23 protein-coding genes are annotated in these 25,482 nt (G+C 61.0%); 12 read left to right on the forward strand and 11 right to left on the reverse strand.

The features are described 5' to 3' along the window. The first annotated feature begins 457 nt into the window (after window positions 1-457). The 6 genes from REA38_RS07355 to REA38_RS07380 all read left to right on the forward strand — a co-directional run bounded on the left by REA38_RS07355 (window position 458) and on the right by REA38_RS07380 (window position 6,858). Window positions 458-1,060: an amino acid synthesis family protein gene (locus REA38_RS07355; protein ID WP_033648297.1), complete on the forward strand. Its 603-nt coding sequence runs from the start codon at window positions 458-460 to the stop codon at window positions 1,058-1,060. Further along, on the forward strand, window positions 1,032-1,859 hold the full coding sequence (locus REA38_RS07360; RefSeq protein ID WP_033655041.1) for an alpha/beta fold hydrolase: 828 nt from the start codon (window positions 1,032-1,034) through the stop codon (window positions 1,857-1,859). The genes REA38_RS07355 and REA38_RS07360 overlap by 29 nt, the downstream gene beginning before the upstream one ends. Beyond that, on the forward strand, window positions 1,846-2,775 hold the full coding sequence (locus REA38_RS07365) for a flavin reductase family protein (RefSeq protein WP_033655042.1): 930 nt from the start codon (window positions 1,846-1,848) through the stop codon (window positions 2,773-2,775). The genes REA38_RS07360 and REA38_RS07365 overlap by 14 nt, the downstream gene beginning before the upstream one ends. Before the next feature lie 19 nt (window positions 2,776-2,794). Further along, window positions 2,795-3,832 carry an LLM class flavin-dependent oxidoreductase gene (locus REA38_RS07370; RefSeq protein ID WP_033648300.1) on the forward strand — a complete coding sequence of 346 codons (1,038 nt, stop codon included), beginning with the start codon at window positions 2,795-2,797 and terminating at the stop codon, window positions 3,830-3,832. Window positions 3,833-3,843: 11 nt separating this feature from the next. After that, window positions 3,844-5,310: an aldehyde dehydrogenase gene (locus REA38_RS07375; protein WP_033655043.1), complete on the forward strand. Its 1,467-nt coding sequence runs from the start codon at window positions 3,844-3,846 to the stop codon at window positions 5,308-5,310. A 162-nt stretch (window positions 5,311-5,472) separates the two neighbouring features. Further along, window positions 5,473-6,858, forward strand: a complete 1,386-nt coding sequence (locus tag REA38_RS07380; protein WP_308885516.1) for a cytosine permease — start codon at window positions 5,473-5,475, stop codon at window positions 6,856-6,858. 405 nt (window positions 6,859-7,263) lie between these two features. Here REA38_RS07380 and pqqF read toward each other — a convergent pair whose 3' ends face one another. The 11 genes from pqqF to REA38_RS07435 form a co-directional block, all read right to left on the reverse strand. Then, window positions 7,264-9,579: a pyrroloquinoline quinone biosynthesis protein PqqF gene (gene pqqF / locus REA38_RS07385; RefSeq protein WP_308885518.1), complete on the reverse strand. Its 2,316-nt coding sequence runs from the start codon at window positions 9,577-9,579 to the stop codon at window positions 7,264-7,266. Between the two features lie 2 nt (window positions 9,580-9,581). Next, window positions 9,582-10,718 carry a pyrroloquinoline quinone biosynthesis protein PqqE gene (pqqE, locus tag REA38_RS07390; protein WP_060438661.1) on the reverse strand — a complete coding sequence of 379 codons (1,137 nt, stop codon included), beginning with the start codon at window positions 10,716-10,718 and terminating at the stop codon, window positions 9,582-9,584. After that, window positions 10,711-10,989, reverse strand: a complete 279-nt coding sequence (pqqD, locus tag REA38_RS07395; protein WP_039566152.1) for a pyrroloquinoline quinone biosynthesis peptide chaperone PqqD — start codon at window positions 10,987-10,989, stop codon at window positions 10,711-10,713. The genes pqqE and pqqD overlap by 8 nt, the downstream gene beginning before the upstream one ends. Continuing rightward, the gene (gene pqqC, locus REA38_RS07400) at window positions 10,989-11,744 is read right to left on the reverse strand and encodes a pyrroloquinoline-quinone synthase PqqC (RefSeq protein ID WP_033634535.1); all 756 of its coding nucleotides are present in this window, start codon (window positions 11,742-11,744) and stop codon (window positions 10,989-10,991) included. Before pqqC ends, pqqD begins: the two co-directional genes overlap by 1 nt. 9 nt (window positions 11,745-11,753) lie before the next feature. After that, the gene (gene pqqB, locus REA38_RS07405) at window positions 11,754-12,665 is read right to left on the reverse strand and encodes a pyrroloquinoline quinone biosynthesis protein PqqB (protein WP_060430191.1); all 912 of its coding nucleotides are present in this window, start codon (window positions 12,663-12,665) and stop codon (window positions 11,754-11,756) included. Between the two features lie 57 nt (window positions 12,666-12,722). Continuing rightward, window positions 12,723-12,800, reverse strand: a complete 78-nt coding sequence (gene pqqA / locus REA38_RS07410; protein WP_071883878.1) for a pyrroloquinoline quinone precursor peptide PqqA — start codon at window positions 12,798-12,800, stop codon at window positions 12,723-12,725. A gap of 117 nt (window positions 12,801-12,917) precedes the next feature. Continuing rightward, a complete protein-coding gene (locus tag REA38_RS07415) occupies window positions 12,918-13,967 on the reverse strand; it encodes a dipeptidase (RefSeq protein ID WP_033653175.1) in 1,050 nt (349 codons plus the stop codon). A gap of 136 nt (window positions 13,968-14,103) precedes the next feature. Continuing rightward, window positions 14,104-15,027 (reverse strand): LysR family transcriptional regulator, encoded by a 924-nt coding sequence (locus REA38_RS07420; protein ID WP_308885522.1) that lies wholly within the window; start codon window positions 15,025-15,027, stop codon window positions 14,104-14,106. Between the two features lie 141 nt (window positions 15,028-15,168). Beyond that, window positions 15,169-16,638, reverse strand: a complete 1,470-nt coding sequence (locus tag REA38_RS07425; protein WP_033638493.1) for an aspartate aminotransferase family protein — start codon at window positions 16,636-16,638, stop codon at window positions 15,169-15,171. An 18-nt stretch (window positions 16,639-16,656) separates the two neighbouring features. Then, entirely contained in the window at window positions 16,657-18,039 is a 1,383-nt protein-coding gene (locus REA38_RS07430; RefSeq protein WP_072010260.1) for a diaminobutyrate--2-oxoglutarate transaminase, read from the reverse strand. Between the two features lie 506 nt (window positions 18,040-18,545). Further along, complete coding sequence (locus REA38_RS07435) at window positions 18,546-19,766, reverse strand: NADH:flavin oxidoreductase/NADH oxidase family protein (RefSeq protein ID WP_060420712.1); 1,221 nt, start codon at window positions 19,764-19,766, stop codon at window positions 18,546-18,548. 71 nt (window positions 19,767-19,837) lie between these two features. On the opposite strand from REA38_RS07435, the gene REA38_RS07440 reads away from it, so the two are divergent. From REA38_RS07440 to REA38_RS07465, 6 genes are all read left to right on the forward strand, one after another. Next, window positions 19,838-20,281 (forward strand): MerR family transcriptional regulator, encoded by a 444-nt coding sequence (locus REA38_RS07440; RefSeq protein WP_060421049.1) that lies wholly within the window; start codon window positions 19,838-19,840, stop codon window positions 20,279-20,281. Between the two features lie 102 nt (window positions 20,282-20,383). After that, window positions 20,384-22,264 (forward strand): diguanylate cyclase domain-containing protein, encoded by a 1,881-nt coding sequence (locus REA38_RS07445; protein WP_033634542.1) that lies wholly within the window; start codon window positions 20,384-20,386, stop codon window positions 22,262-22,264. Between the two features lie 71 nt (window positions 22,265-22,335). Further along, on the forward strand, window positions 22,336-23,184 hold the full coding sequence (locus tag REA38_RS07450) for an AraC family transcriptional regulator (protein WP_047567479.1): 849 nt from the start codon (window positions 22,336-22,338) through the stop codon (window positions 23,182-23,184). Window positions 23,185-23,236: 52 nt separating this feature from the next. After that, window positions 23,237-23,644, forward strand: a complete 408-nt coding sequence (locus tag REA38_RS07455; protein WP_033653160.1) for a DUF2000 domain-containing protein — start codon at window positions 23,237-23,239, stop codon at window positions 23,642-23,644. A gap of 342 nt (window positions 23,645-23,986) precedes the next feature. After that, on the forward strand, window positions 23,987-24,304 hold the full coding sequence (locus REA38_RS07460) for a cupin domain-containing protein (protein WP_015377878.1): 318 nt from the start codon (window positions 23,987-23,989) through the stop codon (window positions 24,302-24,304). Window positions 24,305-24,655: 351 nt separating this feature from the next. Beyond that, entirely contained in the window at window positions 24,656-25,447 is a 792-nt protein-coding gene (locus tag REA38_RS07465) for a helix-turn-helix domain-containing protein (RefSeq protein ID WP_060420732.1), read from the forward strand. Window positions 25,448-25,482 lie beyond the last annotated feature (35 nt).

Genomic DNA, 25,482 nt, shown 5'->3' on the forward strand with positions numbered 1-25,482 from the left:
CCGATTCTGGCAAAATGAACAGTGATTCTGGTCATGGTGCAAAATCGTGGTATTTTCCGCCGGAATACGCGTTCACGCAAAACCAGAAATAGCGTTCACGTTCCGCCAGAATGGATGTTCACGTTGGGTCAGAATACGCACGCAGCTCACAAAATCGAAAGATAGCCTAAAAAAGCCGCTTTTCGGTGCTGATAGCCGCTGGCTCAACGGCTGCGGCACGGGCACAGGGTGCTGAGCGGACGCGGTCGTGGCCGGTGTTTCACTCCCTGCCAAAGCCCACGCAAATTTACTAATGCATTGATTAACAGCTGTTATTTTCAAATTTGCTCTACCGCCCCAAGTGAAAATAAGAATACCGTATTATGGTATACCAAATTTTGACATGCCAATCTGCCCGATGCTATACCCTCGACTCGCGACATCTGATTAACATTTGATTTACTTTTCGAGGTCCCTTATGCATCAAGACATCCGCAAGACCCTGGTTTCCACAGAAACCCTCTACGCCGACGGCGGCAAATCGGCGGGCAAACCGCTGGTGATGATCGCGGCGGCGGCGGTGATCAAAAACCCCTGGGCCGGGCAAGGCTTTGTCGAGGATCTGGCGCCAAAGATTCGAGAAATGGCGCCGGTGCTGGGCGAGCTGCTGACCGGTTTGATCCTCAAAGAAGCCGGCTCCGGCGAGCGGGTGGAAGCCTTCGGCAAAAGCGCGGTGGTGGGGCTGGGCGGCGAGTTGGAACATGCCTCGGCGCTGATCCACACGCTGCATTTCGGCAACCACTACCGTTCGGCGGTCAACGGCAAGAGCTATCTGGCGTTCAACAATACCCGCGGGCCGGCCAACGCGCCGATCCTGATCCCGATGATGGGGAAAAACGACGAAGGCAGCCGCGAGCACTACCTGACATTTCAGTTCAACATCAACGACGCGCCCTTCGACGATGAAATCGTCATCGCACTGGGCGCGGCGCTGGGGGGGCGGCCGCACCACCGCATCGGCAACCGTTATCTGGATCTGAAAGAGCTGGGCCATGATCAGAACAATCCGGCAGCTGTCTGAACCCGCTTTGCGGGTGGGGTATTTGGAGGCCGGGCGTGGCGAGCCGCTGGTATTGATCCACGGCGTAGGCATGAACGCGGAGGCCTGGTATCCCCAGCTCGATGCGCTCAGCGCGCACTTTCGGGTCATCGCCGTCGATATGCCGGGCCACGGAGAAAGCGAAGGCTTCGCCCACGCCGCGACGCTGGAGGATTACGTGCGCTGGATGGCGGCCTTCTTAAATACCCTGGGCGCGCCGAGCGCTGCGGTGGCGGGGCACTCGATGGGGGCGTTGATCACCGCCGGTCTGGCGATCGATTATCCGGAGCGGGTCAATCGCGCGGTGGTGATGAGCGGCGTGTTTCAGCGCTCAGCAAAGGCCAGCGCCGCGGTCGCGCAACGCGCCAGCGCGTTGGCCAGCGGCCAGACGCAGCTCGACTCGCCGCTGAGCCGGTGGTTTGGCGCCGATCCCGCCGAACAGCGTCTGCGCCGGCAGGTGGGCGGCTGGTTGCAACAGGTGGACATATCGGGCTACGCCCGCGCCTATCAGGCGTTTGCTACCGGCGATCGGGTGTATGCCCAGCGTTGGCACCTTATCCGCTGCCCGGTGTTGGTGCTGACCGGCGAGCACGACGCCAACTCCAGCCCGGAGATGGCGCGGCAAATGGCGCAGGCCGCACCGAACGGGCGCGCGGTAATCATTGAGAACGCCAAACACATGGTCAGTCTGACTGATGCGCAACGCGTCAACGCGCTGATGCTCGATTTTCTGACCTCAGAGCAACCTTTGACTTTAGGAGCGGCAAATGGACGCGGATAAACGCAGGCAGTTGCGCGACGCTTTCGGTGCCTTTATGACCGGCGTCACCATTGTGACCTCGGTAGACAAGCAGGGGAAGCCGATTGGCTTCACCGCCAATTCGTTTTCGTCGGTGTCGCTGGATCCGGCGCTGCTGTTGGTGAGCATCGATAAACGTTCGGCGAATCTGGCGCATTTTACCCAGTGCAGCCATTTCGCCATCAATATTCTGGCGGAACAGCAAAAAGAGGCTTCAACCATTTTTGCGCAAAAGAACGAAGACCGCTTTGCGCAGATCGATTGGCGCTGGAGCGCGTCACGGGTGCCGCTGATCGATAACAGTTCGGCCTGGTTCGACTGCTCGCTGCATCAGGTGGTGGACGCCGGCGACCATGCCATTCTGATCGGCAAGGTCGAAGGGTTCGAGTCCAACGCCACCGCCGGTCTGGGGTATTACCGCGGCGCTTATTTCACGCCTTATCAAAACGCGCAGTCGCTGATTGGTGGGCCGCAGGTGGTGGTAAGCGCGTTGATCGAGTTTGAAGGGCACGCCGTGATGGTGCGGCAAAATGACGGCGGCTATCAACTGCCGTCCAGCGCGGTGGAGAAACGCAGCGTCAGCGAAACGTTGGGGGAGCTGCTGCAACAGCTGGGCATTAATGCCCATCCGGGCTTCGTCTATTCCGTCTATGACGACCGCCAAAAGCACCAGCAACACATCGTTTTCCTGTGCGCGCTGCCGACCGACGCCGGCAGCCTGACGCCGCAGCTGAGCGCGGCGGAATGGTTCGACATGCCGACGCTGGCGCGGCTGCCGATCAAGGATCCGGCGCTGCGATCGATGCTGGGCCGGTTCGTCAAAGAAAACGCCGTGGGCAATTACGGTATCTATTATGGCGATGAGCACAGCGGTGCCATCAAGCAATTCGCCGGTTAAGGCTGAACGGGAGAGTGTGATGAAACTGTCTTTATTCGTGCATATGGAACGAACGTTACCCGACGAACCGCAGGAAAAGCTCTACCAGGAGATGATCGAACTGTGTGAAATCGCCGATCGCGGCGGCATGCACGCCATCTGGACCGGCGAGCACCACGGCATGAATTTCACCATTGCGCCGAATCCGTTCATCAATCTGGCGGACATTGCCCGGCGCACCTCGCGGGTGCGGCTCGGCACCGGCACCATCATTGCGCCGTTCAATCACCCGATCCGTCTGGCGGGCGAGGCGGCGATGACCGACATCATCACCGGCGGCAGGCTGGAGCTGGGCATCGCGCGCGGCGCCTATTCCTATGAATACGAACGGCTGATGCCCGGTTTGACCGCCTGGGATGCCGGGCAGCGCATGCGCGAGCTGATCCCGGCGGTGAAAAAACTGTGGCAGGGCGACTATGCCCATCAGGGGGAATACTGGTCGTTCCCGGCGACCACCTCGTCGCCGCTGCCGAAACAGCAGCCGCATCCGCCGATTTGGGTGGCGGCGCGCGATCCCAACAGCCACGAATTTGCGGTGCAAAACGGCTGCAACGTTCAGGTTACGCCACTGCATCAAGGGGAAGAGGAGATCGTGCGGCTGGTGACCTGTTTCAACGAGGCGCGTGCACGCTTCGCCGCCGAGCAGCCGCTGAAGATCATGCTATTGCAGCATGGCTACGTAGCGGAAGATGAGGCGGACGCCCGCCTGGCGGCGGAAGAGCTCAACCGTTTCTACCACTACTTCGGCGCCTGGTTCAAGAACCAGCGGCCGGTGCGGCAAGGGCTGATTCAGCCGCTGAGCGACGAAGAGATCGCCGCCAATACCTATTACTCCGCCGAGATGATGCGCACCAACCTGGCTATCGGCACCGCCAATGAGGTCATTACGCGGCTGAAAAAATATGAGGCGCTGGGGTATGACGAGTTTGCGTTGTGGATCGACAGCGGCATGAGCTTTGCGCGTAAAAAGGCCTCTCTGGAGCGGTTCATTCGCTGCGTGATGCCGGAATTTCACTGACGGAGGCGCTGATGGAATCGTTCAAACTCTACATCGACGGCCGGTTTGACGCCGGTTCGGCCACCTTCGACTCGATCAACCCGGCGAGCGGCGAACCCTGGGCGCAGGTGGCGGAAGCCCGTGCGCAGGATGTGGATCGTGCCGTTGCGGCGGCGCACCGGGCTTTCCAGGGGGCCGAGTGGCGCGATATGACCGCCGGCGCGCGCGGCAAGCTGTTGTTGCGGCTGGCCGACTTGCTGGAGCAGCACGCCCCCGAGCTGGCGCGGCTGGAAACGCTGGATACCGGCAAGATCATCCGGGAAACCCAGGCGCAGATCGCTTATGTGGCGGAATACTACCGGTACTACGCCGGCCTGGCCGACAAGATGGAAGGCAGCGTGCTGGCGATCGACAAAGCCGACATGGAAACCTGGGTGCGTCGCGAACCGATTGGGGTAGTGGCGGCGATCGTGCCCTGGAACAGCCAGCTGTTTCTTGCGGCGGTGAAAATCGGCCCGGCGATCGCCGCCGGCTGCACGCTGGTGGTCAAAGCGGCGGAAACCGCGCCGGCGCCGCTGCTGGCGTTCGCCAGACTGATAGACGAGGCCGGTTTTCCACGCGGCGTATGCAATGTGATCACCGGCTTTGCCGCCGAATGCGGTGCGGTGCTGACGGCGCATCCGCAGGTAGACCACATCGCCTTTACCGGCGGCGCGGAAACCGCGAAGCACATCGTTCGCGGCAGTGCGGAAAACCTCGCCAGCACCTCGCTGGAGCTGGGCGGAAAATCGCCGTTTATCGTTTTCGATGATGCGGATCTGACCAGCGCGGCGAATGCGCAGGTGGCCGCCATTTTCGCCGCGTCGGGCCAGAGCTGCGTAGCCGGCTCGCGCCTGCTGGTGGCGGAAAGCATCAAGGACGCGTTTTTGGCCCGGCTGACGGAGAAGGTGCGCAGCATCCGCATCGGGCCGCCGGATCGCCCGGACACCCAGTTCGGGCCGCTTTGCACCAGGCAGCAGCAAGAGCGGATCGCCGCCATCGTCAGCCGTTCGCTGGAGCAGGGGGCAAAACTGGTGATTGGCCACGCGGCGATCGACTCACCGGGCTTTTACTACCCGCCGACGATTGTCGATTGCAGCGCGCAACCCGACGCCGAGTGCGTGAAGCAAGAGCTGTTCGGCCCGGTGCTGTCGGTGTTGACCTTCAGGGACGAAGCGGAGGCCATTCAGCTTGCCAATGATTCTGCCTATGGCCTGGCGGCCGGCATTTTCACGCAGAACCTGACGCGCGCGCATCGGGTGACCCGTCGCCTGCGGGTGGGGGTGGTGTGGCTGAATACCTATCGAGCGGTATCGCCGCTGGCGCCGTTTGGCGGCTACGGCCAGTCGGGGTTTGGCCGCGAGGGCGGGATTGACGCCGCGCTGGAATACACCACCAGCAAAACGGTGTGGCTGCGCACCAGCGACGATCCGATAGACGATCCCTTTGTCATGCGCTGAGTCAGCGCAATCAGGCGCGATTTCAGATCGCGCCGGCAGCCCCGTTTTCATCGCATTGATACAGGCGACCGCAATGTCGCCGGGGCAGACGCACGCTTTTTTCGACCTATTCGCACGCTAACACGCTGTAAAAAATAATAATCCACGTTAACCGGGGGATATATGAACTCTCAGCCAGAGCAGACCGCGTTTATTGAAGACAAGTCGATCGATTTTGTTCCCGCCGGGGAGCGTCATGGCCATGCCCGCAGCCTGTTTACCCTGTGGTTTTGCACCAATATTGCGCCGCTGGCGGTGGTGACCGGGGCCATCTCCACACAAACGTTTCATCTCGATATTCTCTCGGCGCTGAGCGCGATTATCGCCGGCCACCTGTTCGGCGGTATTTTTCTGGCGCTGACCTCTGCCCAGGGGCCACAGGTCGGAATACCGCAAATGGTGCAGAGCCGGGCGCAGTTTGGCCGCTACGGCTCGCTGTTGGTGATCGTGTTCGCCACGGTGATCTATCTGGGGTTCTTTATTTCCAACATCACGCTTTCCGGCAAGGTCATCCATAACGTCATCCCGTCATTGAACATGGGCGTGGCGACGGTGATTGGCGCGGTGTTGGCAACGCTGATCGGGGTGGTGGGCTACCGTTTCATCCACAAGATCAACAAAATCGGCGCCTGGGTGATGGGCAGCGCGCTGATTCTCGGATTGGTATTGATGTTTTCTCAACCGCTGCCGGCGGATTTTTGGCAGCGGGGATCGTTCAGCATTGCCGGTTGGTTCGCCACGTTCTGCATCGGCGCCGTCTGGCAAATCAGCTTCTCGCCCTACACGTCAGACTATTCGCGTTACCTGCCGGCGGAAGTCGGCATTGCCAAACCCTTCCTGTATACCTACCTGGGCGCCTGCAGCGGCACCATTTTGGCCTTCGTGTTCGGCGTGGTGGCGGTCAATCTGGTCGCCGGCGGCGACGATGCCATGGAGGCGGTGCGCCAGGCGACGGGAGGGCTGGGGCCGGTGCTGATGGTGCTGTTTCTGATCAACATCATCTGCCATAACTCGATGAATTTGTACGGCGCGGTGCTTTCACTCATCACTGCGGTACAAACCTTCTTACCGCAGTGGATGCCGAATGCGCGTATACGCACGCTGTTCTCGGCGCTGATTTTGCTGGGGGCTGTGTGGGTGGCGCTGGTTGCCTCGGCCAACTTCGTTCATCTGTTCCTGAACCTGATTTTTGCCTTGATTTCGGTGCTGATCCCCTGGTGCATGATCAACCTGATTGATTTTTACCTGCTTAACCGCCAACGCTATGACATTTCGGCCATTTTCAGCGCCGACGGCGGGCGCTACGGCCTGCTAAACACCCGCGCGCTCGGCGTTTATTTCGGCGGTATTGCGGTGCAGGTGCCTTTCGTCGAGAACGCATTCTTCTCCGGCCCTTACGCCAATCTGATCCCGGGCGCAGACATTTCCTGGGTGATCAGCATGGTGTTGACCGGTATCGCCTACCCATTGTGTTGTTCGCGACGGGCTAACTGGGCGGTGCAATTATAATTCTCCTGCATCCCGGCCAGCATAAAAGACCGGTTTGAGTGATATGATAAAGTAATTTTTAGAACAGGATGTTTCTAATTTTTTAATTTATTAAATTAGATAATAATCGTATGAAATGGCTAAATGGATTTGGGCTAACTTATGATTGTTATATTAATGTTGCTGCTCATGGTGTTTTATATATCGCTAGCTTATGAGTTTAAAAGAATGAAAAAGCGAAGAATATATGCCTGGCATAAAAGGAAAAGGAGGGCGTCGGTTAGGCGATTAATCAACATGCTGTTATTCAAGTAATTTCCCGAAGTAGTTCTTACAGGAGGGAACACGATTATTGAGATATATCTCCCTCTGGTTATTAGTTGTTTCGCTACGTTTATATTGCGTCGGGTTGGCTCCGACGCAACATCAGCCTGCGGCGAATAGCCGCTGCTGCCAATAGGCCAGTTGCGTCAATGTCATGGGCTCGGCGGCAATGATTGCGTGATTTTCCAGGGCGATTTCGCGGGCGCGTTGCAATGGCTCGGCGCTGAGGCGCTGCACGCTTTGCCGCAGCGCCTGTTGTATTTGCGCCAGCTCGCCAGCGCCAACGTGCGCCAGCTCATGACGCATTTGCAGTAAGAATTCGTCGGTTAACTGCCGCAGCTGTTCAACGTTGAACGTTGGGGATTGCAGCGCGAACAGCAGGCCTTCGGCATCGGCGCAGCGGTGGAAGGCGCATTGCACCACGTAGCCCACGTTGCGATCCACGCGCAACCGCTGAAAATAGCGCGGCGCGTAAAGCTGGGCCAGCACGCGCAGCGCCCAACGGCCTTCGGCTTCGCCGTTCGGCAGCGGGTAAAACTGCAGCAAGGCGTGTTCGGCGCCGCTTTCCGTCAGCGTGACGGGGCGATGATGCTGATATATCGGCAGCGGCGGCTCGGCGGCCACGGGATAGGGGAAGTCGTACAGCAGGTGCGACAGCTGCCGTTTTAACTCGCCATCGCCGCCGACTAAGGTGGCATGCCACTGCACCGTTGTTGCTGTCGGCGCGCTGAGCGCCGCGGGCAATTGGGCCAGCAGGCGACGAATGGCGATGTCGTTTTGCTCTTGCAACTGCGTATGGCGCAGGTTTCTCGCCGCCTCGTTGAGAATGGCCGACGGCAACGCCGCCAGCGCCCGGTTCACCTCGCTCAGCCCGTGGCAAAGCAGCGCGTGGCTGCCCGCCAGCTGCAGCAGCCACGCACCCTGGTGGCGTTCGAAGCTTAAATGTCCTTCCCGATGCGCCAGTTCGGCCGCCCCGGCGCGCAGCGCCGCCTGTAAGCCGTAGGCCTGTGCATCACTGAAGGGGCTGGACGGCGTCGGCTGCAGCAGCAGCACCGGCTGCGCTTCGTCGGGGCGCAGATGCCGCACCGGCGCCAGGCCGGCAGGCAATGTCGGGGGCGGTAGCGCCGCCGAGGAGGAGAAAAAGCGGAAGGGTTCAGTCGTAGCCGTCAGCGCGGCGCCGGCGAAGGGGCCAAGCGCCAGCGGCAGCCCTTGAATTTCACGGGTTTCACCGCCGCCTTCGGGCCGCACGGCCAGGCGACGGCGCGGCGCGCTAATCAACGCCGCAATATGCCGTGGCCAATCGTCGTTCGGCTCCGCCGGCGGCAGCCCAAACGCTCTGGCACGCAGCTGGTCGAGCGGCGCCAAACGGTGGAAATCGCGATTTGCCAGCCGCTCGTAATGCGCAAGCTGGGCCGGTGTCAGCACCTGCAGCGCCTGCAGCCACGCCAGCAGGGCGCTTTCGATGCAGGCAGCCTCAGCGGCTGAACCGTGATTGACGGTAAAGGTAAAACTCAGCAGCGCGTTGTTCTCGCTGCAGCGCGAATAATCGAGCCGAACGGCGTCGCACCACGCCTGAGCGCGCAGCCGGGCCAGCAGCCCGCCGGGGGCTTCGTCCAGCAGCAGGCGCTCCAGCCGCCGCAGCCAGCCGCGCGAATGGGAGCGCGGCAGGGCAAACACCAGTCTCAGCTGCGGCGTGCCGGGCAGCGTCAGGGTGTAATCTTCCGCAGCGGTCAGCGGCGGTGAGCTCTCGTGCGGTGAGCCGTTGCCCGCAGGCAGCCGGCTGCCGTAGCGCTGGGCCAGCGCATGCAGCTGCGCCAGCGATTGCGGGCCTTGCAGCCACAGCGTCAGGTTTGGCGCGCGAAAATAGCGCTGATGAAACTGCCGCAGCGCCAGCTGCAACGCGGAAATATCGCTGCCGAAGGCGGCGCGGCTGCCGATATGAAAGCGATGCATTGTGTCAAGGCCGCTGAACATCTGTCGCTGCGCGGCTTCGCAGCGGGTTTCCACATCGGCGCGCAGCAGGCGATATTCAGCGTCGATGACCTCAATCTCCTGAGCGATCGCCTCGGACGCCAGCTGCGGGGCGGCGAGCATATCGCTCAGCCGCGCCAGCCCCGGCGCCAAATGGTCTGCGCTTACTTCGAAGAAGAAGGCGGTTTGCGTGGCCTGGGTGGTGGCGTTCAGCCGGCCTCCCACCGAGGCGACCCAGGCCATCAGACCATCTTGCACGCCGTAGTTCGCGCTGCCGCGAAACAACATATGCTCCAGCAGATGCGCCAGGCCCGGCCAGGCGACGGGCGCCTGAAAACTGCCCGCTTCAATGCGCACCAGCGCGGCGGCGCCCGCGGCGGCAGGATCGCTTATCGCCTTGACGGCCAAACCGTTGTCGAGCTGCCACGAGGCGGCGGCGAGTGCCATCGTCAACCCTTGAAAATCAGACGGGAGTTGGCCTGATTGCGAAAACGCAGCTGATCGATACCGATCTGCGAGCGATTCGCCGCTTCCCGCGCCGCCAGAATGGTGCCGTGGTGGGGCGATTTGCCGCACACCGGGTCGGCGTTGTCGGCGTTGCCGGTCAGCATGAACGCCTGGCAGCGGCAGCCGCCGTAGTCTTGCTCTTTCTCCGAGCAGGAACGGCACGGCTCCGGCATCCAGTCATAGCCGCGATAGCGGTTAAACCCGAACGAGTGGTACCAGATATGCTGCAGATCGTGCTCCAGCACCGACGGGAAGGCGATCGGTAACTGACGGGCGCTGTGACAGGGTAACGCCATGCCTTCCGGCGTCACGCTCATGAAGATGGCGCCCCAGCCGCCCATGCAGCCTTTGGGGCGCTCCTCGTAGTAGTCCGGCGTGACGAACAGCAGGTTGGCCAGCTTGCCGTCGGTGGCCATGCGTTCGCGGTAGCGTTTCACCACCGCTTCCGCGTCGGCGATCTGCTCGCGGGTCGGCAGCAGGCCCTCGCGGTTGAGGTGCGCCCAGCCGTAGAACTGGCAGGTCGCCAGCTCGACGTCGTCGGCGTCCAGCTGGATCGCCAGTTCGATAATGCGGTCGATCTGGCCGATATTATGGCGATGCAGCACGAAGTTGAGCACCATCGGATAGCCGAGCGCCTTGACCGCCTTAGCCATGGCCAGCTTCTGCTGAAACGCCTTGGCGGAGCCCGCCAGCGCGGCGTTCAGCGTTTCATCGCTGGCCTGAAAACTGATCTGGATATGGTCCAGCCCGGCATCGGCGAAGGTCTGCAGCTTCTTCTCGGTCAGGCCGATGCCGGAGGTGATCAGGTTGGTGTAAAAGCCGAGCTCGCGCGCGGCGGCGATCAGCTCGGGCAGATCTTTACGCACCAGCGGCTCGCCGCCGGAAAAACCGAGCTGCACGCTGCCCATCGCCCGCGCCTGGCGAAACACCTCGATCCACTGCGCGGTGGTCAGCTCTTTTTCCTGCGCGGCGAAATCGAGCGGGTTGGAGCAATACGGACACTGCAACGGGCAGCGGTAGGTCAGCTCCGCCAGCAGCCAGAGCGGCGGGTTCACCGCCGGCGCGCGCGCTTCAGTCACGGAAGGTCACCCATTTTTGTTCGTAGGCGCGCTGGAAAAACTCCAGCACGTCTTCCGCCAGCCCTTCGGCGCCGGGGAAGCGGGCGTTCAACTGGGCGATGATGCCGTTCAGCGTGGTGTGGCCGTCGACCAGCTGCAAGATGGCGGCGGCGCTGTCGTTCAGCTTGGCCATGCCTTCCGGGTAGAGGATCACGTGGCTGTTTTGCACTTGCTCCCATTGCAGGCGGTAGCCGCGACGGAAGACGGGGGTATGTTCAGGGTTCAGCGTCATTACACCAGCCTCTGGTTGTGCCATACCCGCGCGGCGGTCACGCTGTGGTAAGGCGGGCGGTTCAGGGTATAGGCCATGCTCATGGCGTCCAGCATGCTCCACAGAATGTCCAGCTTGAACTGCAGGATCTCCAGCATGCGCTGCTGTTTTTCTACGGTGTCGCAATAGTCCAGCGCCAGCGCCAGGCCGTGTTCCACATCGCGGTTGGCCTGGCCGAGGCGGCTGCGGAAATAGTCGTAGCCGGCGGCGTCGATCCACGGGTAGTGCTGTGGCCAGCTGTCGAGGCGCGATTGGTGGATTTGCGGTGCGAACAGTTCGGTCAGCGAGCTGCAGGCCGCTTCCTGCCAGCAGGCGCGGCGCGCGAAATTGACGTAGGCGTCCACCGCGAAGCGCACGCCCGGCAGCACCAATTCTTCAGAGAGCAGGGCGTCGCGCTGCAGCCCGACGGCTTCGCCCAGGCGCAGCCAGGCTTCGATGCCGCCTTCGCTGCCGCCGTAGCCATCGTGATCCAGGATGCGCTGCACCCATTTGCGGCGGGTTTCCGGCTGTGGGCAGTTGGCCATGATCGCCGCGTCTTTGATCGGAATGCTGGTCTGGTAGTAGAACCGGTTGGCCACCCAGCCCTGAATCTGTTCGCGGGTCGCTTCGCCGTTGTGCATCGCGATGTGGTACGGGTGGTGAATATGGTAATAAGCGCCTTTGGCGCGCAGCGCCGCTTCAAATGCCGGCGGAGTCAGGGGCAGTGGTTGCGTCATGGCGGTTCCCTACAGTTCGATATTCATGCCGTCCCAGCTCACTTCAATGCCGGCGGCGGTCAGGCTTTGCCGCTCTACCGAGTCTTCATTGAGGATAGGGTTGGTATTGTTAATGTGGATCAGGATTTTGCGCCTGGCGGGCAAGGTGGCGAGCAGGGCCGCCAGCCCGTGTTCTTCCGCCAGCGCCAGATGCCCCATGTCCTTGCCGGTATTGCGGCCCACGCCGGCGTTGGCCAGCTCGTTGTCGCGCCACAGCGTGCCGTCGATCAGCAGGCAGTCCGCGCGGCGCAGCCACGGCAGCAGCGCCTCGTTCGGCTCACCCAGGCCCGGCGCGTACAGCAGCCCGACCCCGCGCGCGGTATCTTCGATAAACAGCGCCACGTTGTGGCCCGGCAGCGGGCGATCGCGGAACGGCGAATAGGGCGGCGCGTTGCTGAGCAGCGGAATGGCGGTAAAGCGCACGTTCGGGCAGACCATCGTGCGGAACGGCTCGCCGGGCGTCACCGGGTGGTGAATCAGGCCGCCGTTCCAGTGTGAGAGCATGGGAAACACCGGGAAACCGGTGCTGAGATCGTCATGCACTTCAGGGGTGCACCAGACGTGATGCGGGCAGCCCTCGCGCAAATTGAGCAAGCCCGCGCTGTGATCGATCTGGCTGTCGGTCAACACGATCGCGCCGATGCCGGTGCCGCGCAGCACCTCGGGATTATTCAGTTCGGGCGAGGCCAGCAGCTGATGGCAAATGTCCGGGGAAACGTTGCACAGCACCCAGTTTTTACCGTCGTCGCTGACGGCGATGGAAGACTGCGTGCGGCGCGTGGCGCTGATGCTGTGGTCGCGAACGCCCCGACAGTTGTCGCAGTTGCAATTCCACTGGGGAAAGCCGCCGCCCGCCGCCGAGCCGAGAACTTTTATCTGCATGTCTAAACCAGAAAAGAAGGAAAGAAATGCCCGCGCGAAAGGCGGGCAGACGGGCGATTAACGGTTGGAAATGTACAGCGTCACTTCCAGCCCCAGACGCAGATCAACAAAATCAGGTTTAGTCCAGGTAGTCATAGCGGTGCTCCTTTGCATGCATCGTAATAAGTCGAACCCAATGAGAAACGTTCGCATTCGGCCGGCCCAATGTTGGCGAAATGTGACGGAGATCGCAACCTTTAAAGCGTAACCGGGTTATTCACCCCAGGCGGCGGTGAGCGCGTTCAGCCAGTTGCGCCAGGTCAGCTTCTCCAGCAACCGGTTATCGAACCCGGCCTGTGCCAGCGCTTGCGTCAGGCGCGGCAGGCCAGCGGCGTCCTCCAGCGGTTGCGGTACGTTGACCCCGTCAAAATCAGAGCCAAATCCCACGCGATCTTCACCAAGTTTAGCGATCAAATACTCAACGTGTTTAACAATTTCTGTTAAGCCGGTTGTTGCACTGTCACGTTTACCGTCCGCACGCAGGAAGGCGGTGCCGAAATTGACGCCGACCATCCCGCCGCTCTGGGCGATGGCGCCCAGCTGTGCGTCGGTCAGGTTGCGCGGCTGGGGGCAGAGGGCGTGGGCGTTGGAGTGGGTGGCGACCAGCGGCGCGTTGCTCAGCGCGGCGGTTTGCCAGAAGGTTTTCTCGTTCATGTGCGAGACGTCGATCATGATGCGGCGGCGGTTGCAGGCGCGGATCAGCGCCTCGCCGGCCGGCGTCAGGCCAGGGCCGGTATCGGGTGAGCCCGGGAACGGCCCGCTGACGCCGGTGCCGAAGGCGTTCGGCAGATTCCAGAATGGCCCGATGCTGCGCACGCCCAGCCGGTAGAAGGCCTCCAGCTGCGTCAGCTCCGCGTCGATCATGCCGGCACCTTCGATATGCAGCACCGCGGCAATTTGCCGGTTGAGGCGGCACTGTTCTATCTCGGTGGCGGTGCGGCAGATGCGCAGCCGCCCCTGAGAAGCCTGCTCCAACTGCTGCAGGATGGCGATCTGCCGTTCGGCGATCGCCAGCGGATCGAAGGCGGCCTGCGCCTCGTCCTGCGTTTGGTTGCGCATCTGGGCGATATAGCTGACCGGGGGAATAAATACCGCGAACAGTCCGCCGAAAAATCCGCCGCGCCGCATGCGGGAGAAATCGAGGTGGCCCGGCGTGACGCGGGAATAGAAGGCGGCGGCCGGATCGTCGTCGTGCTGCAGCCACAGGTTGAGCAGCAGGTCGTTATGGCCGTCGAATACCGGCCAGAGAGGGGGAAGCGTCATGAGCGTTTCACTGAGTCAGGCATCGTGAACGCTATGTTCTCCCATCGCGCGAGGGGGAACAACCCTCAGGGTATGGGGGCTTTGCCGTTGGCTGGATCACTCGACGTCAGTAATGCAAAATCTAGTGACATTGTCACTATTCGCGAAACGGTTCCTGCACGCGCTGGCGACAGACCGACAGCACCAATTGCCGCAGCCAGCGGTGATCCGCCTCGGCGTCCAGGCGCGGGTGCCACATTTGCGACACGGTAATGGGCGGCGTTTTCACCGGCAGCTCAAAGACGCGCAGCGGGCCGTCGGCCGGTTGAGCGTGCAGGAAGGAGGCGGGCAACAGCGCCAGCAGGTTCGAGGCCTGCGCCACCGCCAGCGCGGCCGGAAAACTCGGCACCACGGCGGCAATCTGGCGCGTCAGCCCCAGCTCCGCCAGCGCGGCGTCTACCGGCCCGAGAATGCGCCCGCTGCGCGAGGCCACCACGTGGCCGCAGGCGGCGTAGTCGGCGGCGCCGATCTCCGGCTGCTGCGCAAGCGGGTGCGAGGTTCTCATCACGCCGACGAAGCGATCGCGGAACAGCGCCTGCAGGCGGATTTCCGGGCCCATGTCACCCAGCACGCCTATCTCCAGATCGACCAGCCCTTCACGCAGCGGGCGGTCGCTTTTCTCCGGCTTGGGCGCAAAGCGCAGCCGCACCCGTGGCGCCTGTTCGGCAGCGGCGGCGATCAGCGCCGGGCCGAAGGCTTCGACGAAGCCGTCGTTGGCACGCAGCGTGAAGGTACGATCCAGCTCGGCGGGATCTAATGCTCTGTGCGCCGGGCGCAGCAGCGCACGGGCTTCGAATGCCGTATTTCGCGTCCGCTCGCGCAGCGTTTCGGCATAGGGCGTCAGCACCATATGACGGCCGGCGCGAACCAGCAGGGGATCGCCGGTGGCCGCGCGCAGCCGGTTGAGGGTGCGGCTCATCGCCGAAGCGCTTAAACCGAGACGCCGTGCGGCGCCGACGACGCTGCCCGCCGTCAGCAGCGCATCGAGCGCGATCAACAGGTTGAAATCAGGGTCGGTCATGTGTGCATATCCTGTGGCGCTGGAATGAGAGAAGGCGTTTGATGCAGTATATCTGCGTAAACGCTGCGTCTCCTGCGATCTGATGAGCAATAAAAAAGCCGATAACGGAGGTTATCGGCTTGGGTGGCACACTGCGCGGCGTTATGCCGGCAGCTGCTGCGCGGTTTTCTCGACCAGCGCCAGCAACAGCTTGATGTCTTCCAGCGTCACGATCGGGTTCAGCAGCGTCATCTTCAGGCAGGTTACGCCATCGAACTCGGTCACGCCGACGTTGGCGCGGCCCGATTCCAGCAGGGCGTCGCCGATGCGCTGGTTGAACAGGGCGACGGCCGCGTCGCCGTTCGCCGCCAGCTGTGCCGGACGGTAGCGGAACAGCACGCTGGCCAGCTGCGGCTGCATCACCAGTTCCAGCGATTCCTGATCGGCGATGTAACGCGCTACCTGTTGCGCCAGCGTCACGCCATGATCGATGATCTCGGCGTATTGCTTCTGCCCCAACGCCTCCAGCCCCATCCACAGCTTCAACGCATCGAAGCGGCGGGTGGTCTGCAGCGACTTGGACACCAGGTTCGGCACGCCTTGCGCTTCGTCGAACTCGGAGTTCAGGTAGGCCGCCTGATAGCGCATCAGCTCATAGTGACGCTCGTCTTTCAGCAAGAAGGCGCCGCAGCTGATGGTCTGGAAGAACTGCTTGTGGAAGTCCAGGGTAATGGAGTCCACCAGTTCCAGGCCGTCGAGGTAGTCGCGGTACTGCTCGGAAAGCAGCAGCGCGCCGCCCCAGGCCGCATCCACGTGCACCCAAATCTGCTGCTGCGCCGCCAGCCGCGCGATGTCGCGCAGCGGGTCAATGGCACCGGCGTCGGTGGTGCCGGCGGTAGCGACAATCGCCATCACCTGCTCGCCGTTGGCCTTGGCCTGCGCCAGTTTTTCCGCCAGATCGTTCACGTCCATGCGGGCGAAGCGATCGGTTTTCACCAGGGTGACGGACTGATAGCCGAGGCCCATCAGCGCCATGTTCTTCTGCACCGAGAAGTGGGCATTTTCAGAACAGAACACCTTCAGCTTGCGCAGATCGCCCACCAGGCCATCCTGCTGCACGGAGTGGCCCTGACGCGCGAAGAATGCATCGCGCGCCAGCATCAGCCCCATCAGGTTGCTCTGGGTGCCGCCGCTGGTGAACACCCCGGCGTCGCCGGGCTGGTAACCAACCTGGGCGCGCAGCCATTCGATCAGCTTCATTTCGATCAGCGTGGCCGACGGGCTCTGATCCCAGGAATCCATGCTCTGGTTGGTGGCGTTGATCAGCACTTCGGCGGCCTGGCTTATCACCAGGCTCGGGCAGTGCAGGTGCGCCACGCACTGCGGGTGGTGCACCGACAGGCTGTCTTTCAAAAAGTACTCGATGGCGCGATCGATCGCCGCCTGGTTGCCCAGGCCTTGCGGGGTGAAGTCGAGCTTGATGCGCTCGCGCAGTTCGGCCACGCTTTTTCCCTGATACATCTCGGGCTGTTGCAGCCACTGTACGACGGCTTCACTGCTCTGCGCGATCGCCTGGCGGTAAGCCTCGGCGCTGTGCGCCGAGGAAGCCAGAATCGGGTTTAACTTGGACATCGCGGTCATTCGCTCCAATCAGACTGGCTTGACGCCGGCGGCCAACAGCGCCTGCTCAAATTTATCCAGGAAAATACCCAGCTCATCGTTGGTGATCAGCAGGGAAGGCAGCAGACGCAGCACGCAGCCGTTGCGCCCGCCGCGCTCCAGGATCAGACCGGATTCGAAGCACTTTTTCTGCAGCAACGCGGACAGCTCGCCATCGGCCGGGTAGCAGCCCATGTGATCCTGCGCTTCGTTCGGCTTGACGATCTCGATGCCGATCATCAGGCCCAGACCGCGGACGTGACCGATCACCGGATACCGTTTCTGCAGCTCGGCCAGTTTGCCTTTCAGCCATTCGCCCTGCGCGGCCACTTTGTCGGCGACCTGGTGCTCTTTCAGGTATTGCAGGGTGGTCAGGCCGGTGGCCATCGCCAGCTGGTTGCCGCGGAAGGTGCCGGTGTGGTGACCCGGTTCCCAGGCGTCGAACTCTTTCTTGATGCCCAGCACCGCGAGCGGCAAGCCGCCGCCGACCGCTTTCGACATAACGATGATGTCCGGCTCGATGCCCGCGTGTTCGAAGGCGAACAGCTTGCCCGTACGGGCGAAACCGGCCTGAACTTCGTCGATGATCAGCAGAATGCCATGCTCCTGCGTCACTTTGCGGATGCGCTGCAGCCACTCGGCCGGCGCCGGGTTAACGCCGCCTTCGCCCTGAACGGCTTCCAGGATCACCGCCGCCGGTTTGCGCACGCCGCTTTCCACGTCGTTGATCAGGTTGTCGAAGTAGTAGGTCAGCGCCTTGACGCCGGCTTCGCCGCCGATGCCCAGCGGGCAGCGGTATTCATGCGGGTAAGGCATGAACTGCACTTCCGGCATCATGCCGTTGATCGCCGCCTTCGGCGACAGGTTGCCGGTGACCGACAGCGCGCCGTGGGTCATACCGTGATAACCGCCGGAGAAGCTGATCACGCCGGAACGGCCGGTGTGCTTTTTCGCCAGCTTCAGCGCGGCTTCCACCGCATCGGCGCCGGACGGGCCGCAGAACTGCAGGCAATATTCTTTGCCTTCGCCCGGCAACAGAGAGAGCAGGTAATCGGAGAAACGATCTTTTAACGGGGTCGTGAGATCGAGAGTATGTAACGGCAAGCCGCTGGTAATGACATTTTGGATGCTTTGCAGGACGTCGGGGTGATTATGTCCAAGAGCCAACGTTCCCGCCCCGGCCAGGCAATCAAGATATTGATTATTCTCAACATCAGTGATCCAAACGCCCTGGGCTTTCGCAATTGCCAACGGCAATTTGCGCGGATAACTCCTAACATTCGACTCAAATTCGGCTTGGCGCGCCAAATAGGTTTCATTGTTTCCGTTTAATGAGTTTGCAACTAAAGTATCAATACGGACTTTATCCGTCATCATATCTCTCCTACAACCGAAGGTCTCAAGACGCAACGATTGAATTAATGAATTAGAAAAGTAACTGCCTTGTGAAAAGCGCGACCAATATATGGCTTTTTCGCCTGGGACTCAATAGCCGATTTTGTTTTGAATTGTTTAGTTTTTTCTTAGGCTCATCAATATGTTGTTGATTTGTTGACCGTTGGTTTTGCCGGCAAAAAACAACATTTCTTTAACATTGCGTAAAAATGCTTTTCTGCTTTCCTTTGGCTGCTTCTTTAATGCATTTATTATTAAGGTGAATTTCCGATTAATAACATAAATAGAAAATAGCGGCTTATTTTCATCTATTCACCACCTTAAGTCCTAAAGCGGTTATATACACAAAATTTGTGATGAATATAAGCAGCCGAGCGTTAAAAGCGCAGTATCCAGAGCGGTGATTTCTTGCAGATTTTACGTAGCGCGATCAAAAAAGCGGGATTTTTGTGCGGCCGCCGGCGTGTTTGCCGGCGCCGCGGTCATTAACGTTGCTGTAACCAGGCGTGGTAACGCTGCAGGATACGGCGGGTACGCCACTGATCGACGACCAGCGTGAACAGCGGCGAGTAGCGCACATTGCGCGGCCGATCGTCACTCAACGCGCGCATCCGGCGCTTGACCAACGCCATGCGGGCGAGCGACGCCATCACCTTGCTGCGCCAGGTGACCGGGGCAGGCAGCGCATGGGGGGCCGCGCCGGTTTGCCAGCGCCGCGGCAGATCGGGCACTTCCGCCATGGCGGTAGCGATGCCGACGACCGCGACGCCGCTGTCCAGCACCCGCTGCGCCACCGACGGGCGGGCGATGCCGCCGGTGGTCATCACCGGCATGCGCGCGACGGCGGCAAGATCGCGGGCGAAGGTCAGAAAATAGGCTTCGCGCGCCAGAGTGCGGCCGTCCGCCGTGTCGCCTTGCATCGCCGGGCTTTCGTAGCTGCCGCCGGACAGTTCGATCAGATCAACCGGCAACTCGTTCAACATCAGCACCACTTGGCGGGCATCGTCCGATGAAAAACCGCCGCGCTGGAAATCGGCGGAGTTCAGTTTGACCGCCACGCAAAATTCCGGCGAGACGCGCTCGCGCACCGCACGCACTACCTCCAGCAGCAACCGGGCGCGGTTCGCCAACTCGCCGCCCCAGCGATCGTTGCGCTGGTTGGTCAGCGGCGAGAGAAACTGGGAAATCAGATAGCCGTGCGCCGCGTGGATCTCCACGCCGGTAAAACCGGCCTGTTCGGCGGCGTGCGCGCTGGCGGCGAAGCGCGCGATCACCTCGGCGATCTGCGCTTCATCCATCGCCTGCGGCTGGGCGAACAGCTTGCTGTGCTTGCCCATCGCCAGCGGGATGGCGGAGGGCGCCCACGCGTTACCGCCCATGTTCGCCATCACCTGCCGGCCCGGGTGGTTAAGCTGCATCCACACCTGCGCGCCGCCCTGGCGCGCGGCCTTGGCCCAGGTTTCGAACGGGGCGAGCGGCGTGTCCTGTTCCAGCACCACGCCGCCGGGGCCGGTCATGGCGCGGCCGTCGATCATCACGTTGCCGGTGATGATCAAGCCGGCGCCGCCTTCGGCCCAGTAGCGGTATAAGCGCCACAGCGCCGGGCCGGGCAATTGGCCCGGGGCGGCCAGATTTTCTTCCATCGCCGCCTTGGCCAGACGGTTGGATAAACGGCTGCCGTTGGGCAGTGTCAGTGGGGTAAACATCGGTTTGCGCTCCTGTCGTAGGGGGAATGGCGCTATACTAGGTTTAAAGTTAACTTTAAGGTCAATAGGGCATGAAGATCGGAGAATTGGCGCAGCGCGCCGGCATGGCCGCCTCGGCGATACGCTACTACGAGCAGTTGGGGTTGTTGCCGAAACCGGTGCGCGGCGTCAACGGCTATCGGGTGTACGGCGACAGCGCGCTGGAGCGTTTGCACCTGATCCAAATCGGCCAGAATCTGGGTTTTTCGCTGCAGGCGATCCAACGGGTGCTGGCGCTGCAGGGCAGCGCTTATGAGGATGGGTTGATACGTGGCGTCGATGAACGGCTGGCGGAGATCGAGCTGATGATGGCCACGCTGAATGAACAACGAGAAACCTTGTTGACGACCCGGCTGACCTTATTGGCGTCCGGTGTGGCAGGGCTGTGCCAAACCAAGGGCGAAAAACAGGCCGACGCATCGCCGGCCCGGCCGGCAAAGCTGGCGAGAATGCGCAATCGGATTGATACTGAGTGAGTCTATGATGGACAAGGATATTTGTCGCTACCGACGGATAGGGCGAACGGACTCACGCCGGCTGGCTGCGCCGGAACCGTGGGTGACACAATGGGAGACAACATGCTCGAACCCTGCTTCCCCGAAAACGAAGCCGAACGCCTGTCGGTATTGAATTCGCTGAACGTGCTGGATTCAAACTCGGTGGAAAAACTGGATCGCATCACGCGGCTGGCGGCGAAATACTTCGGCGTGACCATTGCGCTGGTGTCGCTGATCGACCGGGATCGCCAATGGTTTTTATCGCGCTACGGTCTGGATGCCCGGGAAACGCCGCGCAATATCTCGTTTTGCGGCCATGCGATCTTGCAACGCGAAGCGCTGGTGGTGCCCGATACCGCCAACGACCCGCGCTTTTTCGATAATCCGCTGGTGATCGGCGGGCCGAGGATCGGTTTCTACGTCGGGCAGCCACTGCTGTCGCTCGACGGGCTGCCGCTCGGCACCCTGTGCATTATCGACAGCCACCCGCAGCCGTTTTCCCCGGAACAACTGGCCGATCTGCATGATTTCGCCGCCGTGGTGGAGGAGTATCTGCAAAGTATTGAGCGCCACGTCTATACCGAAAACCTGAAGTCCGACCTGCAGCGCACGGAGGCCCTGTTCGAACAGACCTTCGCCCAGGCGGCGGTAGGGATGGCGCTGGTTTCGCTGCAGGGGTATTGGCTGCGGGTGAACCCGCGCATCTGCGAAATGCTGCACTATTCCGAGCGCGAACTGATGGATCGCACCTTCCAGGACATTACCTATCCGCTCGATCTCAATACCGACCTGGAAAAGCTGCAGCAGCTGTTGAAAAATGAAATCAGCACCTACTCGATGGAAAAACGCTATTTCCGCGCCGACGGCTCGATCGTTTGGGTGCAGCTGACGGTGGCGCTCAATCGCTTGCCGAACGGCAAACCGGACCATTTCATCTCGGTTATCGTCGATATCAGCGAGCGCAAGGCGGCCGAGGCCGATCTGTTCGCGTTGCAGCATGAGCTGGAGGAACGCGTCGAAACCCGCACGCGGGAACTGAACGTGGTGGTCAAAAAACTCAACGAAGAGATTGAAACCCGCGTGCTCGCCGAATATCAGCTCAGTGCGGAGAAGGAGCGTCTGCGCGCCATTACCGACAACATGCCGGCCTTAATCAGCCAGATCGACGGCAATGAACGCTACCTGTTCGCCAACAGCGCCTACAAAACCTGGTTCGGTCTGGAGGAGTCCAGCCTCAGGGGGATGACGGTGCGCGATTTCATGGGGGAAAGCGTTTATCGGATAGCAAAACCGATGATCGAACGGGCCCTCGCGGGCGAAATGGTGAGTTTTGAGAATGAGCTGCAGACCCGGCAGGGGCTGCTGATGATCCACACCACGCTGGTGCCGTGCGAAGCGCAGGGCTTTTACATTCTCGCTATGGACATCACCGAACTGAAGCGGCTGCAGCAGCGGCTGGAATATGACGCGACCCACGACATGCTGACCGGATTGACCAACCGCCGCGCGTTTCTGCGCCGGTTGTCGGGCACGCTGCAGGCCTGTTGCCATCAGCGGCAGATGGCGCTGCTGTTTATCGATCTCGACGGCTTCAAAACCCTTAACGACAGCTATGGCCATGACTTCGGCGACGCGATCCTGAAAACCTTCGCCACGTTGCTCAGCGCTTGCGCCGGCGAGCGCCACAGCGTCTCGCGTCTGGCCGGTGACGAGTTCACGGTGATCCTGTGGCCGTTGACGGATCCGCGGCGCGAGGTCAGCGAGTTTTGCGAAAACGTGTTGGCGCAACTGGCCACAATTACGCAGATCGGGCCGCAGAAGGTACGGCTTTCCGCCAGCATCGGCGCGGCCATTTCCCCACGCGGCGATGTGACGGAGGAGATGCTGCTGACCCGCGCCGACGGCGCGATGTATCAGGCGAAATCGGCCGGAAAGGGCACTTACGCCATCTGCGAGCTGTGAGCGTGCAACCGCGGCAGTGTCAGGGTAAGCTGTTTTTTCTTTTCCTGTGAGCAGAACTCCGGACTGATTGCATGGCGTCAAATCATCAACATAAAGACTGGCTCGAATTGCGACGCGATGACGAAACCGGTATTGAGAGCGTCAACGCTCACTTTCAGGGGCATGCCTACGATCCTCACGATCATGATGAAATGCTGGTGGGCGTCACGCAGCAGGGCTTGCAGCGTTTCCATTGCCACCGCTCGCTGCATACCAGCCGGCCGGGGCGCGCCATGCTGATCGAGCCGGGCGCGGTGCACGATGGCCATGCGCCGCAGGCCGAGGGGTTTACCTATGCGATGCTTTATCTGCCGCAGCGCTGGGTCTCCGACGCGATGAGCCGCCGCGGATTGGGGGACGCTTCGGTGCTGGAAGGCGCCTTCCACAGCACGTTGACCGACGATCCGATGCTGGCGACCGCGATCCACCAGGCGTTTTTTGCGTTGCATCAGGGGGAAGGCCGGCTGGCGCGCGATCAAAGCCTGGATCAACTGCTGACGCTTTTGGCACGGCATATTCGCGTTCGGCCAACTTCCCAAAGCGATGACGCTTTAATTGAGATGAATCGCTTGCGGGACTACTTGCATGCACATATGGCGGATAATCCCAGCCTGGATGAACTTGCTCTTCAGTGCGGCCTGGATCGTTTCCGCCTGACTCGCCAGTTCACCCGGGCTTTCGGCCAGTCGCCGCACGCTTATTTGGTTCGGTTGAGGCTGCGGGCTGCACGCTTGCTGTTGGCGCAGGGGGAAGAACCGGCGCAGGTCGCCATGCAGGTGGGTTTTGCCGATCAGAGCCATTTGGGCCGCTGGTTCCAGCGCGCCTACCGATTATCGCCGGCGGCCTATCAACGCCAGTGCACAAACGTTCTATACCGTTGACTTGCCATCTCCGATGATGCGTGTTTAACAGCACAACGGAGTAGAGCGAAATATGTTTGATACCAAGATAGCGTTTATCGTGCGTGACGATCTGCCAACCTGGCAGCGGCTGAACGTGGTGGCCTTTCTGGCGACGGGCATCGCCGCCGCGGCCCCGGAAATCATCGGCGAGCGTTACGTGGATGCGCAGGGCAGACGCTACGGCGCCATTTCCGGGCAGCCGATGCTGATTTTCGCCGCGGATCTGCCGGGCCTGCAAAATGTGCATCGCAAAGGATTGGAGCGGGAATTAACGCTGATCCCCTATGTGCACGCCATGTTCGCGACCGGGCACGATGAAGCCAACCGCCAGGTTTTTCGCGCTGAAGACGCGGACAATCTGGATTTGGTCGGCCTGGCGCTGCGCGGGCCGAAGAAAGCGGTGGATAAGGCGATAAAAGGCCTGGCGCTCCACGGCTAGGGCTGGAAAGTGCGCAGCCCGGCGGCGAAAGCAGGGGGCCCGTCCCATGCCGTCTGAATGGCGGCATGGGGGCTTTGGCGGCAACACTTGAAATGAGGTTCGGGCATCATTAAATGATAAGAACCGCGGTTTTTTGCGCCGTCGGCGAGGCTCTTATATATTTAGTAGCATGCCTGAGGCAGGTTAGGCATGAAACGGCGGTCGGTCGGGCCGCTGCAAGTACGACAGTTAATCCGTTCGCCAAGAGGCTGCGAGCCTGTGCTTTCGGTAGGGACAGCCGCCAATCGTTTTTACGGCGACCGAAGGCGGAGCAGCTACTCACAGGTCACGAGGACACTTACCATGCATAAGAGAACACTGGCGTCACTGCATTACGAAAACATGCCTTACGATGGGGTACACTTTCATATTTTGAAACGGGAAACGCCTGGCCATACGGCGTTGTTGAAGCTGGATGCGGGCAGCCGGCAACCGGCGCGTTTTCATCCGGGCTGGGTGAAACTGATGGTGCTGAGCGGTGAACTGAAGGTTGACGATCAGACGTTGCAACCCCATGAGATGTTAATCATTCCTGCCAATACCGCCTATACGGTACAGGCCATTACGGAAGTGATTTGTCTGGCGATTTCCGAGCTGGACGGCGCCGAGTTGGCCCGTTGATGAAATAACAACTCTGGATGGAGGAGAGCCTAGGCGCTCTCCCTATCCCTTCAGCATTAAGCCGCCCCCCCGGGCTGAGCTGCCTGCTGATTGATGCGTATACCTCCTGATTATGCCACCGCGCTTTCCCTATCCATCACTTTCGGCCACGTCGCCCCCGCAACGAGCCGCCATTGCGCAGCGCATGCGCAACGCCTGCGTTTTACGCAGAACGATGAAATTTTGGTGTAAATAGTGAGTTTCTTCGCATAAGGCCCCTGGTGTGGCTTGCGACAGCGTCACTATATGGAGGATCATGCGGCCTCTCTATCAAATAAAAGACATTCGCGTTATCAAAAGGGACAAACGACCATGGGATTCGAAGTCGACAACGCCGAAACGAAACGCATCGACCTCAGCAGCCACGAAAACTCCTCGTTCGAGGTGACGGGGCTGGTGAAACACTATCCGGCGGGCTTCGTCATTCCTTACCACTCGCATAGGCGCTGCCACTTGCTCTATTCACAGCAGGGCGTTATGGCGGTCGAGGCGAGCAGCGGGCGCTGGATCGTGCCGCCCACCACCGCAGTTTGGTTGCGGCCGGGGGTAGAGCATCAGATCGTCATGCAGAGCAACATCTGCGTTTACGGGATTTTGGTCGATGAAATCACCGCCGCGCGTTTGCCGCTGCGCGACGGCGTCTTGCAGGTCTCACCGCTGTTGCGAGAACTGATCGCTCAGCTGGCGACGCTGGCGCCCGAAGGGGCGGAGACCCAACGCAATGCGCTGCTCAGAGCGCTGTTTTTAGAAGAGCTGAGCCTGCAGCCGCAGCTGGCGCTGCACCTGCCTTGGCCGGCAGAAGCGAGAATGGCCGAGATTTGCCGGCAGTTGGTCATCACGCCGGCCGACGATCGCGGCATTGAAGCCTGGGCCGATTCACTGTCGATCAGCGCAAAGACCTTTCAACGCCATTTCAGCCAACAAACCGGCATCACCTTCGGCCAGTGGAAACAGCGCCTGCGGCTGCTGTCGTCCATTCCGCTGCTGTTGGCCGGCAACTCGATCATCCACGCCGCCTTCGAAAGCGGTTACGAGAGCCACAGCGCCTATTCGGTGGCGTTCAAAAAACTGTTTGGTGTTTCGCCTTCGCGCTTTACGCTATAGCCTTATGGCATAGCGCGCTTCTCCTATAGATTGAA

Source organism: Serratia sp. MF1(2023), assembly GCF_030954545.1.
Lineage (GTDB): Bacteria > Pseudomonadota > Gammaproteobacteria > Enterobacterales > Enterobacteriaceae > Serratia > Serratia sarumanii.

Coding starts and splice junctions, on each gene's coding strand:
- REA38_RS07355 (WP_033648297.1), top strand. CDS start 458: ATGCATCAAGACATCCGCAAGACCCTGGTTTCCACAGAAACCCTCTAC.
- REA38_RS07360 (WP_033655041.1), top strand. CDS start 1,032: ATGATCAGAACAATCCGGCAGCTGTCTGAACCCGCTTTGCGGGTGGGG.
- REA38_RS07365 (WP_033655042.1), top strand. CDS start 1,846: ATGGACGCGGATAAACGCAGGCAGTTGCGCGACGCTTTCGGTGCCTTT.
- REA38_RS07370 (WP_033648300.1), top strand. CDS start 2,795: ATGAAACTGTCTTTATTCGTGCATATGGAACGAACGTTACCCGACGAA.
- REA38_RS07375 (WP_033655043.1), top strand. CDS start 3,844: ATGGAATCGTTCAAACTCTACATCGACGGCCGGTTTGACGCCGGTTCG.
- REA38_RS07380 (WP_308885516.1), top strand. CDS start 5,473: ATGAACTCTCAGCCAGAGCAGACCGCGTTTATTGAAGACAAGTCGATC.
- pqqF (WP_308885518.1), bottom strand. CDS start 9,579: ATGGCACTCGCCGCCGCCTCGTGGCAGCTCGACAACGGTTTGGCCGTC.
- pqqD (WP_039566152.1), bottom strand. CDS start 10,989: ATGACGCTGAACCCTGAACATACCCCCGTCTTCCGTCGCGGCTACCGC.
- pqqC (WP_033634535.1), bottom strand. CDS start 11,744: ATGACGCAACCACTGCCCCTGACTCCGCCGGCATTTGAAGCGGCGCTG.
- pqqB (WP_060430191.1), bottom strand. CDS start 12,665: ATGCAGATAAAAGTTCTCGGCTCGGCGGCGGGCGGCGGCTTTCCCCAG.
- pqqA (WP_071883878.1), bottom strand. CDS start 12,800: ATGACTACCTGGACTAAACCTGATTTTGTTGATCTGCGTCTGGGGCTG.
- REA38_RS07415 (WP_033653175.1), bottom strand. CDS start 13,967: ATGACGCTTCCCCCTCTCTGGCCGGTATTCGACGGCCATAACGACCTG.
- REA38_RS07420 (WP_308885522.1), bottom strand. CDS start 15,027: ATGACCGACCCTGATTTCAACCTGTTGATCGCGCTCGATGCGCTGCTG.
- REA38_RS07425 (WP_033638493.1), bottom strand. CDS start 16,638: ATGTCCAAGTTAAACCCGATTCTGGCTTCCTCGGCGCACAGCGCCGAG.
- REA38_RS07430 (WP_072010260.1), bottom strand. CDS start 18,039: ATGACGGATAAAGTCCGTATTGATACTTTAGTTGCAAACTCATTAAAC.
- REA38_RS07435 (WP_060420712.1), bottom strand. CDS start 19,766: ATGTTTACCCCACTGACACTGCCCAACGGCAGCCGTTTATCCAACCGT.
- REA38_RS07440 (WP_060421049.1), top strand. CDS start 19,838: ATGAAGATCGGAGAATTGGCGCAGCGCGCCGGCATGGCCGCCTCGGCG.
- REA38_RS07445 (WP_033634542.1), top strand. CDS start 20,384: ATGCTCGAACCCTGCTTCCCCGAAAACGAAGCCGAACGCCTGTCGGTA.
- REA38_RS07450 (WP_047567479.1), top strand. CDS start 22,336: ATGGCGTCAAATCATCAACATAAAGACTGGCTCGAATTGCGACGCGAT.
- REA38_RS07455 (WP_033653160.1), top strand. CDS start 23,237: ATGTTTGATACCAAGATAGCGTTTATCGTGCGTGACGATCTGCCAACC.
- REA38_RS07460 (WP_015377878.1), top strand. CDS start 23,987: ATGCATAAGAGAACACTGGCGTCACTGCATTACGAAAACATGCCTTAC.
- REA38_RS07465 (WP_060420732.1), top strand. CDS start 24,656: ATGGGATTCGAAGTCGACAACGCCGAAACGAAACGCATCGACCTCAGC.